15 protein-coding genes are annotated in these 12,335 nt (G+C 38.2%); 13 read left to right on the top strand and 2 right to left on the bottom strand.

What is annotated here, in order from left to right:
• Positions 1-186: 186 nt before the first annotated feature.
• From I6E82_RS07650 to I6E82_RS07685, 8 genes are all read left to right on the top strand, one after another.
• Complete coding sequence (locus I6E82_RS07650) at positions 187-390, top strand: cold-shock protein (protein ID WP_002961702.1); 204 nt, start codon at positions 187-189, stop codon at positions 388-390.
• Positions 391-1,487: 1,097 nt separating this feature from the next.
• Complete coding sequence (locus I6E82_RS07655; RefSeq protein ID WP_024590812.1) at positions 1,488-2,258, top strand: DUF3450 domain-containing protein; 771 nt, start codon at positions 1,488-1,490, stop codon at positions 2,256-2,258.
• 6 nt (positions 2,259-2,264) lie between these two features.
• The gene (locus I6E82_RS07660) at positions 2,265-3,629 is read left to right on the top strand and encodes a MotA/TolQ/ExbB proton channel family protein (protein WP_007583865.1); all 1,365 of its coding nucleotides are present in this window, start codon (positions 2,265-2,267) and stop codon (positions 3,627-3,629) included.
• On the top strand, positions 3,629-4,153 hold the full coding sequence (locus I6E82_RS07665) for a MotA/TolQ/ExbB proton channel family protein (RefSeq protein ID WP_002961709.1): 525 nt from the start codon (positions 3,629-3,631) through the stop codon (positions 4,151-4,153). Before I6E82_RS07660 ends, I6E82_RS07665 begins: the two co-directional genes overlap by 1 nt.
• A 14-nt stretch (positions 4,154-4,167) precedes the next feature.
• Positions 4,168-4,572 carry an ExbD/TolR family protein gene (locus I6E82_RS07670; protein ID WP_007583867.1) on the top strand — a complete coding sequence of 135 codons (405 nt, stop codon included), beginning with the start codon at positions 4,168-4,170 and terminating at the stop codon, positions 4,570-4,572.
• A complete protein-coding gene (locus tag I6E82_RS07675; RefSeq protein ID WP_007583869.1) occupies positions 4,572-5,189 on the top strand; it encodes an energy transducer TonB in 618 nt (205 codons plus the stop codon). The genes I6E82_RS07670 and I6E82_RS07675 overlap by 1 nt, the downstream gene beginning before the upstream one ends.
• A gap of 11 nt (positions 5,190-5,200) precedes the next feature.
• Entirely contained in the window at positions 5,201-6,460 is a 1,260-nt protein-coding gene (locus tag I6E82_RS07680; RefSeq protein ID WP_010553387.1) for a tetratricopeptide repeat protein, read from the top strand.
• 61 nt (positions 6,461-6,521) lie between these two features.
• Positions 6,522-7,565: a hypothetical protein gene (locus tag I6E82_RS07685; RefSeq protein ID WP_197111507.1), complete on the top strand. Its 1,044-nt coding sequence runs from the start codon at positions 6,522-6,524 to the stop codon at positions 7,563-7,565.
• Positions 7,566-7,581: 16 nt separating this feature from the next.
• Here I6E82_RS07685 and I6E82_RS07690 read toward each other — a convergent pair whose 3' ends face one another.
• Entirely contained in the window at positions 7,582-7,908 is a 327-nt protein-coding gene (locus tag I6E82_RS07690; protein WP_024590816.1) for a TraR/DksA C4-type zinc finger protein, read from the bottom strand.
• 61 nt (positions 7,909-7,969) lie between these two features.
• Positions 7,970-8,950: a tRNA-dihydrouridine synthase gene (locus I6E82_RS07695; RefSeq protein WP_007583877.1), complete on the bottom strand. Its 981-nt coding sequence runs from the start codon at positions 8,948-8,950 to the stop codon at positions 7,970-7,972.
• Between the two features lie 225 nt (positions 8,951-9,175).
• On the opposite strand from I6E82_RS07695, the gene I6E82_RS07700 reads away from it, so the two are divergent.
• The 5 genes from I6E82_RS07700 (at position 9,176) to apt (ending at position 12,334) form a co-directional block, all read left to right on the top strand.
• The gene (locus I6E82_RS07700) at positions 9,176-9,709 is read left to right on the top strand and encodes an HvfA family oxazolone/thioamide-modified RiPP metallophore (RefSeq protein WP_010553389.1); all 534 of its coding nucleotides are present in this window, start codon (positions 9,176-9,178) and stop codon (positions 9,707-9,709) included.
• A 67-nt stretch (positions 9,710-9,776) separates the two neighbouring features.
• The gene (locus I6E82_RS07705) at positions 9,777-10,634 is read left to right on the top strand and encodes an HvfB family MNIO-type RiPP peptide maturase (RefSeq protein WP_024590818.1); all 858 of its coding nucleotides are present in this window, start codon (positions 9,777-9,779) and stop codon (positions 10,632-10,634) included.
• A 36-nt stretch (positions 10,635-10,670) separates the two neighbouring features.
• Positions 10,671-11,423 carry an HvfC family RiPP maturation protein gene (locus tag I6E82_RS07710; RefSeq protein ID WP_197117403.1) on the top strand — a complete coding sequence of 251 codons (753 nt, stop codon included), beginning with the start codon at positions 10,671-10,673 and terminating at the stop codon, positions 11,421-11,423.
• A gap of 72 nt (positions 11,424-11,495) precedes the next feature.
• Positions 11,496-11,618 carry a hypothetical protein gene (locus I6E82_RS19915; protein WP_002962301.1) on the top strand — a complete coding sequence of 41 codons (123 nt, stop codon included), beginning with the start codon at positions 11,496-11,498 and terminating at the stop codon, positions 11,616-11,618.
• 170 nt (positions 11,619-11,788) lie between these two features.
• Positions 11,789-12,334, top strand: coding sequence for an adenine phosphoribosyltransferase (gene apt, locus I6E82_RS07715; RefSeq protein WP_024593943.1), 546 nt, complete (start codon positions 11,789-11,791; stop codon positions 12,332-12,334).
• Position 12,335: the final 1 nt, after the last annotated feature.

Raw genomic sequence — 12,335 nt, forward strand, 5'->3', positions numbered from 1 at the left:
TTAATCTTACCTTGCTTTGAGTTTTTATGTATTGAATTTACGGATATTGTGCTGCGTTTAAGGTTACCGGTTAGGTTATTACTTGTTCCTGTACTGTACCTCCATATTTTTGAGCATTGACTCAGGGAGGATATTGCCATAATAATATGGCTGAATTTTAATTATTGACTTACAGGAAAATTTAGTATGTCGGTTACTGGTAAAGTAAAGTTTTTCAACGAAGCTAAAGGCTTTGGTTTCATTGAACAAGAAAATGGTCCTGACGTGTTTGTACATTTCAGCGCAATCACTGGTTCTGGTTTTCGCACTCTTAGCGAAGGTCAAGCAGTGACATTCAGCATCAAACAAGGTCAAAAAGGCCCTGAAGCTGAGAACGTAGAAGCAGCATAATTTATTATGTGAACTCTAGTTCATCTTGGTGAAGCAGGTCTCTGTTTCACCATAATTCCTCTCTATGTACATAATTAATAAAATCCTTCTTTTTAAATCCTTGAACACAAATTTCATATATTCTTAAATCTTCTATTTTAATACAAACCCAAAATTCAATTATCTGAATAACTTATACAATCGAACCACTTTCTATCGCATTTAAAACATCCCTTACAATTTATCCAACTGATCCGATACTTATATACATAAAAATGATGCCAAATAACAATCTGTGTAAATTTTAGTGTAAGTCTTGCTAGTGCAATCAGGTTGAAGTTTTGTACTTTAACTACAAATGGGCAAGGGAGCCTCTATAGGCCTCTGATAGCTTATTATGGAAGCGTTAGGCATCATTTATAGTCCATTATTATTAAAGTTGAGCAACTTTTTGTGATTAACTTTGTTACTAAATAAATTTAACTGTTAAATAGTATTAATGAGCACTCTAAAGCGGTAAATGTAACTCGTCTAATTATCGAAAGCTATTTGGCTATTTCAGGCCTTGCTAAAAGAAACTTATTATTACTATTTATGGGAAACACGTTTTATAAATGGCTTTAGGTATTGCATGCATAAAGCAAGGTGGGCGGTATTAGAGATTATCCAGTGTTGTTTTTTTGTGCGACAAATGGTTTGTTTTTTCAGATGAAGTGTTATTGGGGAGATAAAATGTGCTGAAATCGTTTAAAAAATAACTTTTGTTATATCTATCTATATTTTTTTTTGTTTTTTTTCAGTGCGAATTCAGCTTTGGCTAAATGTTGCAATAATGTTGTTTTATGTCAGTACAATGCGAATAAATACACCCCTCAAAAGGCTTTAATCGAAATATTAAGCAAAAGCTTAGTTGCAATAATGTTAACAGTTGTGTGCTAGTACTTTTGTTTAAGCATTAACTTAGCTATTTATTTGCAGAGATTAGTAAACATCAAGTTGACAGCGCTAATTGCATTTAGCATTATTGGAAGGTTGATATCTATTAAAAGATATCAGGGTTGTTCTCTTCGGAGGATAATTAAATTATAAAAGTAACATTACTTAATTGGTTGGGAACTATGTCTGTTAAAATCAGAAAGAGTCTTGTAGCAACTGCGTTGGTTGGCGCATTTGCATTTGCAAGCAGCAATGTGATTGCAGATCCTTTGAATGACGTGCAAAAAGCAGGTCAACAAATTCAAAAGGCTGCGGTTAAGTCTCAAACTAAAATTGACAATGTATATGGTCAAACTCAGGAGCTAATCGCTGAGTACCGTAGCGTTGTTGATGAGACTGAACTTATGAAAGTGTATAACGATCACGTGTCGCGCTTGGTTGATAGCCAAAACGCGTCTATTGAATCGTTTGATCGTCAAATCGCTACGATTGATAACACGAAACAAAACGTTGTGCCTTTGATGTATCGCATGATCGATACGCTTGAGCAATTCATCAAAGCGGACGTTCCATTTAATCTAGAGACGCGTTTAGGACGTGTTGAAAGACTACGTGAAATCATGGTTTCTGCGTCTGTAACGACGTCTGAAAAATTCCGTCAAGTACTTGAAGCTTACACTATTGAAACAGCATACAGCTCACTTGTATCTGCTTCACAAGGTACACTAGAAGTTGATGGCAAAAGTATTAACGTTGATATCGGTCAGTTAGGTCGTATTACTTACGTTGCTCAGTCTTTTGACTTGAAACATGCTTGGGTGTGGGATAACAACACTAAACAGTGGAAAGAATTAGGTGAAGAATACCTAAAACCTGTTAAAGAAGTTATTCGTATGGCGCGTAAGCAAGCGACATTAGAACTTGTTAAACTACCTATCTTTGGCGCGGAGTAATCAATAATGAAGAAACTATTTAAAGGTTTTGCTGTTGCCGCAGTACTAACTGTTTCTGCAGGTACCGCGTTAAATGCACATGCAAATACTGGAGCTCTAGATAAAATACTTGAGCAAGTAAAGCAAGAGCGTATCTCTGAAGGTAAAATCGATAAGAAACGTGAACAAGAGTTCTTATCAGATCGTGCTGACAAGCAATCTTTACTTAATAAAGCTAAAAGCCAACTTGCTTCTGAGAAGTCTCGTGGTGAAAGCTTAACTAAGCAATATGCACAAAACGAAAACACGTTAGCTGAAAAAGAAGCCGCTCTTCAAAGTGCTCAAGGTACTTTGGGTGAGATGTTTGGTGTTGTACGTCGTGCAGCTCAAGACGCTATCGGTTCTATCGAAGCATCACTAGTTAGTGCTGAGAAACCTGGCCGTGCAGAAATCTTACGTTCATTAGCTGCTGCTAAAGAACTTCCAACTGTTCGTGAACTTGAAGAACTTTGGATTTCACTTCAAACAGAAATGACTGAATCAGCTAAAGTTTCAACTTTTGAAACTGAAGTTGCTGGTCTTGACGGTAACCCGTCAATGAAGAAAGTAACGCGTATCGGTAACTTTAACTTAGTTACAGACGATGGTTACTTAATTTATTCACCAGAAACTAAGTCTATTCAGCCTCTAGGTAAACAGCCTGATAGCTATATTTTAGACGGTATCACTGATCTTGAAAATACATCACCAGATAACTACGCTGGTGTTTATATCGATCCGACTCGTGGTGCTATCTTACGTATCAACACTCAAAAAGCGACACTTATGGAATACTTCCATCAAGGTGGCGTAGTTGGTTATATCATTACAGCTTTACTAGCTTTAGGTATGCTAATTACTCTAATTCGCTTTGTTGACCTTACACTTACTACTAGTAAGATTAAGAGCCAGCTTAAAAATGTTGCTACACCGAATACAAATAACCCACTGGGTCGTATTCTTAAAGTGTACCATGACAACAAGAACCAAGATGTTGAAAACCTTGAGCTTAAACTTGATGAAGCGATTCTACGTGAAACGCCGCGCATCGAAGCTGGTATCAACATAATTAAGATTCTTGCTGCAATCGCACCATTACTAGGTCTACTAGGTACAGTAATCGGTATGATCTTAACGTTCCAAACAATCACATTGTTCGGTACGGGTGATCCGAAGATCATGGCAGGTAACATCTCTCTAGCACTTGTAACTACAGCGCTAGGTCTAATTGCTGCATTACCACTAATTCTACTTCATGCTCTTGTAGCTGGTCGTAGTAAGTCGGTATTACACATCCTTGATGAGCAAAGCGCGGGTATCGTTGCTACTCACGCGGAGAAGGAGAAAGCCTAATGCTAGTCCTGATGGAGATATGGGAATCTATCAGGGATTTTGTTGGCACAGGCGGCCAGGTTTTATACGTGGTCGCGATAGCACTCTTTCTGATGTGGGTTTTAATGATTGAGCGCTATTGGTTTCTACTTGCAGAGTTTCCTCGCACAGCGAAAGAAATTGTAGCAAAGTGGGATGCCCGCCAAGACACTACGTCTTGGTACGCACACAGAATCCGTGAAGCATGGATTTCTGAAGCGTCTGAAAAATTAGATCAGCGTATGTTGTTGATTAAGACATTAGTAGCTGTTTGTCCTTTAATAGGCTTACTTGGTACTGTTACTGGTATGATCTCGGTTTTTGAAACCATGGCCAACCAGGGCACAGGTAACGCACGTTTAATGGCATCAGGTATTTCAATGGCAACAATCCCAACAATGGCTGGAATGGTTGCGGCACTATCTGGAGTATTTTTTAGCTCACGTCTTGAGACAAAAGCTAAAATGGTGAAAGCCAAACTTATTGATAGTATGCCTCATCACTAGAGAGAGAATTAAATATGGCACGTAAACAACGTTTTCGTGAAGAAGAAGAAGCAGCGGTTGATATGACGCCAATGCTTGACATCGTATTTATCATGCTTATTTTCTTTATCGTAACTACATCGTTCGTTAAAGAGGCTGGTATCGAGGTCAATAAACCAAAAGCTGCCCAAGCTACTAAGCAAAAAAATGCTAACATTTTTATTGCTATTCGTAGTAACGGCGAAATCTGGGTTGATAAACAACAAATTGATGTTGAACGTATTTCAGCAAAAATCGAAAGTTTATTAGCAGAACAACCTACTGAAGTTGTGATTATACAAGCTGATAAAGAAGCTAAACACGGCACAGTGGTTAAAGTTATGGACCAGATTAAAGCGACGGGTGACAACCTTAGAATTTCAATAGCTGGAGATCAGTAATGATTCGTTTTCTGTTTTCACTGATTGCAGGTGGGGCAGTTACTTTCGGCTTGTTCTACTTCATGGCCTTCCTCATCTCTGGTGGGGCTGACCGTAATACGGAACAAAAAGAGCAGATCATAGTCGAAATAATGACGAATCCGCCTGAATCTAAGGTGCAGGAGAGGAAGCGTGTACCGCCTCCTCCTCCACCACCGCCAAAGCAGCCGCCTAAACCGCAGCCGCCACAGCCGGAAAATAATAATCCAAACCCTGGTGCTATGTCATTTAACATGGGTAGCATTGATGTTGGTAGTTCAGCTGGTGGACTAAGTGGTCCTGGTGCATTTGGACGAGATGGTGATGCGACACCTATCGTTCGTATAGAACCAAAATATCCAACGCAAGCAGCACGTGATGGCAAAGAAGGTTGGGTACAACTTTCATTCACAATTGATGAGTTAGGTGGAGTAACTGACGTTGAAGTAATTGACGCAGATCCAAAACGTATCTTTGACCGTGAAGCTAAACGCGCACTGCGTAAGTGGAAGTACCGTCCTAAGATCATTGACGGAAAACCACAGAAACAACCAGGTTTACAAGTTCAATTAGACTTTAAACTTAACCAAGGCAACTAAGGAGGCGAGTAATGAGAAATTTTTCTAAAGTAACTGCTCTTGCGATTCTTATGTCTGTGTCGGGTGCTACTTTAAGTGCATCTGTTTTAGCAGCGCCAGATTACGCAAAGATTGAAGAGCGTAAAAAAGCAAAAACTAAAATCATGGGCGAGCGTACTGGTAAAAAGGTAATTAAAGCATTTGACTTGTACAACGAAGAAAAAGTTGATGAAGCAATTGTTTTGCTTAGAGAGATTGAACCTTCGAATGACTTTGATAAAGCGACCGTAAATCGTTACTTAGGTAGCATGTACGCTCAAAAAGAAAAGTATGACGAAGCGATTAAGTACTCTAAGCAAGCAGTTGCCCCTGATGTTTTAAACTTTGCTGATCAAGAACAAACTCTAAAGCTGTTAGGTGATTTATACGCTGGCACAGAAAAGTATCAAGAAGCCAAAAAAGCTTATGTTACTTGGATGGATTTTACCGGTGAAGAAGATCCTACGGTTTACACGCGTATTGCCCAAGCTAACTATCAGTTAGAGCAATTTCGTGATGTTTTTGAACCAGCAGATAAGGCAATTAAACTTCAAAAAGAACCTAATAAAGGTCCTTACCAATTAAAACTGGGTGCATACTTTGAACTTAAAGATTATGCAAACATGGTTAAGATTGGCGAAGAGATTGTTCGTGTATGGCCTGATGATAAAAAAGCTTGGGTTAGCTTAGGTAAATATTACCTACAAACCGAAGACTATCAAAAAGGTTTAGCAACGATGGAAGTTGCTTACAAGAACGGTTACTTTGAAAATGAAGTTGAGTATAAAGTCTTATCTAACTTTTACTCTCTAAACGAGATCCCTTTTAGAGCAGCTGTAACGCTAGAAAAGGCCGTTAAGAGTGAAAAAGTAAAACGTACAAAGCAGAATGTTAGCGCGATTGCTAGTAACTATCATCGCTCTAAAGATCTAGAAAAAGCTGCTAAGTACTATGAAGAAGCTGCTAAATTTGATGACGACGCTGAACTTTACCGTAAAGCTGGTTCATTACTTTTACAATCTGAGAAATTCAGTGCTGCTGTTGTTCGTTTGAACAAAGCATTAGAGCTTGGCTCTGACAAAAAAGGTACTATTTATTCAGATTTAGCTGAAGCGTATTACTATCAAGGTAAGTATAAGCAAGCATATGCTGCAATTACTAAAGCTATGGATGACCCTCGCACACGTAAGTTTGCAAAAGGTTGGTCTACATATATTAAAGATAAAGCCGCTCGCAACGGTGTTAAAATTTAATTTTAATTAGCTAAAGCAACTTATAAAAAGCCCCTCTGGGGCTTTTTTTATTGGAACTACTATGTATAAAAAGCTCTCTTTTTCATTACTACTGTGCTTATTTTTAGCTGCATGTTCAAAGCAGCCTCAACCTTATGAGTCATTTGAAGACGCACAAGTTGCTTTAAAAACTTTAAACATGGCACTTGTACAACCAGACGCTAAAAAAATCGATAGGATTACTAAAGAGCAATTGGTCTTTTCTGATGCGTATTTAGTTAAACGTCATACTATTTATCAGAACCTAATGGGTATGGAGCTTAATCTCAATCAAATTGCACAAGTAAACTACTTGGTTATTGCAGAGCGCTTTCCTGAGCGCTATTTTAATTGGCCGGCTCAAGTAGACGTATTAAAAAACATGCTTGCTTTTGAGGGTTCAAAAAGTACGCCGGATAATATTATTACTTGGCTTAAGTTAACCCAAGATACGCTAGACAGTGCTAAACAAAGCAATTTAAAGCTGAATAAAATTGAGCTCACACTACTACAAAGCTATGTATTGAGTGCGATAGGTAGTAATGACGTTCAACCAGCGCTTAAGAGTCATATAAGAGCTTTTAGCGATTATTTAGCTAGTTACAAGCCTAGAGGTAGTGTTGGTCTGAGAGGCCTGCCAAATGGGTCACAGTGGTATCAGAGCAAACTAAATTACTTTAGTGGCGAAGTACATTCACCGCTAGAGTGGGTTACTATTTTAAATGAAAATATAAAAGTATTAGATCGTGTTGCATTCGACAGTAAATTGTCTATTTCTCATAAAAAATCGTTTTTAGTGCAGTATCTATCGGATGAAAAATTAATTGAAGGGCTTGATTGGCAGGCTGATTATCAAGACTTACCTGCAATGGCGAGCAATATGAACATGTCTGATAAAGATAAAACATTGATGCTTGCAATGATGGAATCAGATATTGGCATTCATTACCATGCGTGGACTTTGCCACAGGCAAAGGTAAACCTTATGAAACGCTTAGAAATCACCCAAGAAGAGGCTCAATATTTAGTTGAAGATATAATACTCTACCCAGGGCAATCATTTAGCTTTATACAACAAATTATATAATGATTTGAAAGTGCGCTTATTGTGCGCACTTTGTACACCGTTGAGTTGCGGGGTCTAGTTCAAGTGATTTGGCTGGTATTTTTTCTTCACAGTCGCAGCAGTAGCCATATTGCCCAATTTCTATTTGGCTGACCGCCGCTTCTAATTTAGTCATGCGACTGATCAAAAACGCATACTCAGGACCTAGCTTCTCTGCTGCACAGTCTAACCATTCATTGTTTGCTGTATTATCTAAAATTTGTATTAAATGCTGATGTGTAGGGTAGGCTGATTTAGAAAGCATAGTTAATATATTTAATTTAATTTGTGCTATTTCATCGTTTAGTCTTTTTTGATGATGCATTATCAGTACAACCTTATTAAATTGGCTTCACGTTATACTGATATTATCTAGAGGCTTTAGGTTAGCCGTTATGATTTGAATCAAGTTGCGGTGCTTTGGCGTATTTATTTAATACGCTTGCCACATCTTCTTTACTTTTTAAACGCCTGATTTCATCAAATAAATCGATCGCTTGCGGGTATTGGCGTTTAAGGTAACCTAGCCATTGCTTTGTACGAGAAGCAAAATACTTTTCATCTTTTGCAGGGTCTTGATGAATAGCAGAGTGGATTAAGTGATAAATAATATGCTCCCATTGAAGGCCATCATATTGTTCATTATTTACATGAGCTTTAATTTTTTTTGCTAAATCAGGGTGCGAAAGGGCGCCACGACCAAGCATCAAATCAGTACATCCACTTCGTTTTTGGCAAAGCATTGCGTCCTCAACTTGCCAAATTTCACCATTGGCAACAACGGCAATATTTTTATCTTTTATTATTGGTGGAATTTTTTCCCAATAAGCTGGCGGGTTATAACCATCACGTTTGGTTCTGGCGTGTATAGCTACACTATTTGCGCCTGCGCTTACCACAGCATCAACAATTTCTTGGCTGTTACTGTCGTCATCAAAGCCTAAGCGAATTTTTGCACTTACTTCATGTTTATCATCTACAGCATCTCGGACTGCTTTAATAATCGTATACATGTGGTCAGGATCTTTAAGCAGTACAGCACCCCCTCGACTACGATTAACGGTTTTTGCTGGGCAACCAAAGTTAAGGTCGACCCCATGAGATCCTAAAGCAATTGCTCTTACTGCATTTTCGGCTAACGGATTTGCTTCTTGGCCGAGTAATTGAACACGCACAGGAGTACCTGCTCGCGTAAATCCATTATTATGTAGTTCAGGGCAAAATCGATGAAAAACTTTATCAGGTAAGCATGTTTCAACCACTCTTACAAACTCGGTAACGCACAAATCGAACCCACCAATGTCTGTGAGTAATTGGCGCATTTTAAAATCAACGACACCTTCCATAGGTGCTAAAACAAGTTTCATAAGGTGATTAATTTTGATAAAAAACTGGACGCATAGTTTACCTGTAAATCACACATTGATAAATCTGTAATTACCAACCATATTTAATGTAGAAACCGCAAAAGTAAATATTATGAAAATAAATGAAAGTTTTTATTCTTGTACAGGTCTACTTAAGCATACAAGCAATTTAAAATACATTTTTATTGCTGAGATTTACAATACTTGATTAAAGAGAGTCACAAAATGAATACAGTTAAAAAAAATACAATCGCGTTAACTTTAGGTGCAGTAGTTGTTGGCTCTGCAAGCTTTGTATCTGCAGATGTACAAGCCAACCCATTTGAGTTTCAACAATTAGTGACAGGTTACCAACTAGACGCTAAAGAAGGTAAGTGTGGTGAAGGTAAATGTGGCGGCGATGCTAAAGATGCAAAAGCTAAAACAGAAGGTAAGTGCGGCGAAGGTAAATGTGGCGGCGATGCAAAAGATGCAAAAGCTAAAACAGAAGGTAAGTGCGGCGAAGGTAAATGTGGCGGCGATGCAAAAGATGCAAAAGCTAAAACAGAAGGCAAGTGTGGCGAAGGTAAATGTGGCGGCGACGCAAAAGATGCAAAAGCTAAAACAGAAGGCAAGTGTGGTGAAGGTAAATGTGGCGGCGATGCAAAAGATGCAAAAGCTAAAACAGAAGGCAAATGTGGTGAAGGTAAATGCGGCGGCGATGCTAAAAAAACTAAAAAAGAAGGTAAGTGCGGCGAAGGTAAATGTGGCGGTCGTTAATATCTTATTCTAAATAAGTTATGCTAAAAGGGCCTTAAGGCCCTTTTTTGATAAGTTAGAGGTAGTTATGACACAAATCCAGAGTACAGATTTCGGGATGGTGGGCCTTGGCCTACGACGAGAAATGCTTGATGAACTGCTTGAACACGTACCTAATCAAGTAGATTTTTTGGAAGTTGCGCCAGAGAATTGGTTAAAACTAGGTGGACGCTTTAAAAAGCAATTTAGAACATTAACAGATGCAAATAATTTTGTGTGTCATGGATTATCACTGTCTATCGGTTCACCCGAACCACTGGATGTTGAATTTGTTAAGTCTTTAAAAGTTTTTTTTGAAGAGCACAATATAAAAATCTTTAGTGAGCACTTAAGTTACTGTTCCGGTACAGGCCATATGTATGACTTAATGCCTATTCCGTTTACACAAGATGCAATAGCACATGTTGTCCCTCGTATTAAACAAGTACAAGACATACTTGAGCAGCAAATTGCGATAGAAAATGTTTCCTATTATGGCGCTCCTGGACAGCAATTATCAGAGCTGGAATTTACAAATACCATTTTAGAGCAAGCAGACTGCAAGCTTTTACTGGATGTGAATAACATTTATGTGAATTCGATTAATCATGGCTATAACGCACAAGAATTTTTAACAGGGTTACCCTCTAATCGTATCGCCTATGGGCACGTTGCAGGCCATTATAATGAGGCTGATGACTTAATAGTTGATACACATGGTGCTGATGTCATTGATCCTGTGTGGGAGCTACTGGATAAAGCATATGAAGTGCATGGCGTATTTCCAACCTTGCTTGAGCGCGATTTTAATATCCCTACCATGAATATTTTAACCAAAGAGTTAGATATAATTCATGAGCTACAAGCTAAACACATTACTTCAATGGTTTCAAAACAACGAGCTTAATATAAGCCTTTATAAATATTAAAAGAGTGCCTGGTTATGAGCTTTATTGAAATACAAAACGAATTTATGGCGCATATTCGCGAGCCTAAAAAAAATAAAAAGCCCAGCGGTATCGAAGACAGACGTATGTCCATTTATCGCGACCTATTTTTTAATAACATTGAAGGTTTTATATCATCAGGCTTTCCGGTATTAAAAACCTTATATACAGACAAGCAATGGCTGGTTCTTGTACGCCAGTTTTTTAGCGAATATGATTGTCATTCGCCGTACTTTTTAGATATAGCAGGGGAGTTTATTAATTACTTATCAAGTGATTATAAAATGAAAAGATACGATCCCGTGTTTATGCTAGAACTTGCACATTATGAGTGGGTAGAGCTAGATGTATCAATTGCACACGAAGATGAGCAAAAGCAAAAATTACAAACAACAGCGCTTACTAGTTCTGCTTTGTATTTATCGAAAACGGCAAGAAATTTAAGTTATCAATTTCCGGTTCAAAATATTAGCAATCGCTTTAAACCAAAAGAGCCATCACCTCAGCCTAATTATTTTGTTGTATATAGAGATGAAGATGATGACGTTCAATTTCTGGCTACGAATGCGATGACTGCTTTGTTACTATCAATTATTGAGGCAAGTGATGGAGCGACATTTGACGACGTTTGCCAACAGGTATTCGCTCATGCACCGCAGTTTAATGCAGATCAAATTGCTCAAGGCGCATTAGTTACCCTCAATGCAATGGTTGAACGCGGTGTAATTGTGACAAAAAATCAAGATTAAGGTCTTTATTGATGATTTTACATCGTCTATTATGGCAGCCTTATTTGTCGTGCTTAATAAAAGGTTGTACCAATGTCAGATGATAAAGACTTTAAAGATCCGTTCAACGCTACTTATTTTCTTGCTTTCTTAGCTGTATTTGCAGGGATTGGTTGTTTAAATGCAATATTAGGCTGGATCACTAGCTTAACTTAAAATGCATAGCGTTTATTAAGGCTGTTGCTTACTTCAGCCTTGAACCACTTTATTTTAATTACCCCCCCATAGTTAATACTTCTTTTATAGTAACGCCAAACTCGCAATTAAAGGTTAGTTAAGGTTATAATCACCTGCTTTGTAATATAAACAATTGAGCAGTTAAAATTATGACTCAAGTAACACCAGCAATTATCAAAAACAGCATAACTACAATTGCTGATCATCCAAAGCCGGGCATCATGTTTCGCGATGTAACCACTTTAATGGCAAATCCAGAAGCCTTTAAAGCAACTATTGACGCGTTTATCGCAGAATATAAAGATCAGGGTTTTACTAAAATAATTGGCACAGAATCACGTGGCTTTATTTTTGGTGCGCCACTGTCTTACGCATTAGGCATTCCGTTTATTCCAGTTCGTAAACCAGGTAAGTTACCACGCGAAGTTATTCGTCAAGATTACTTACTTGAGTACGGTGAAGACACGCTAGAGCTGCATGTTGATGCAATTGTACCTGGCGATAAAGTATTATTAGTTGATGACTTATTAGCAACTGGCGGCACAATTGAAGCCACAGCTAAATTAGTTCATAAACTAGGTGGCGAAGCCACAGATGCTGCATTTGTTGTATCACTACCAGAACTTGGTGGCGAGCAGCGCATCAAAAAAATGGGTATTAAAATCCTAAAATTGGTTGAATTCGAAGGCGAGTAAT

Source organism: Pseudoalteromonas sp. NZS11 (assembly GCF_015864765.1).
Classification (GTDB): domain Bacteria; phylum Pseudomonadota; class Gammaproteobacteria; order Enterobacterales; family Alteromonadaceae; genus Pseudoalteromonas; species Pseudoalteromonas arctica.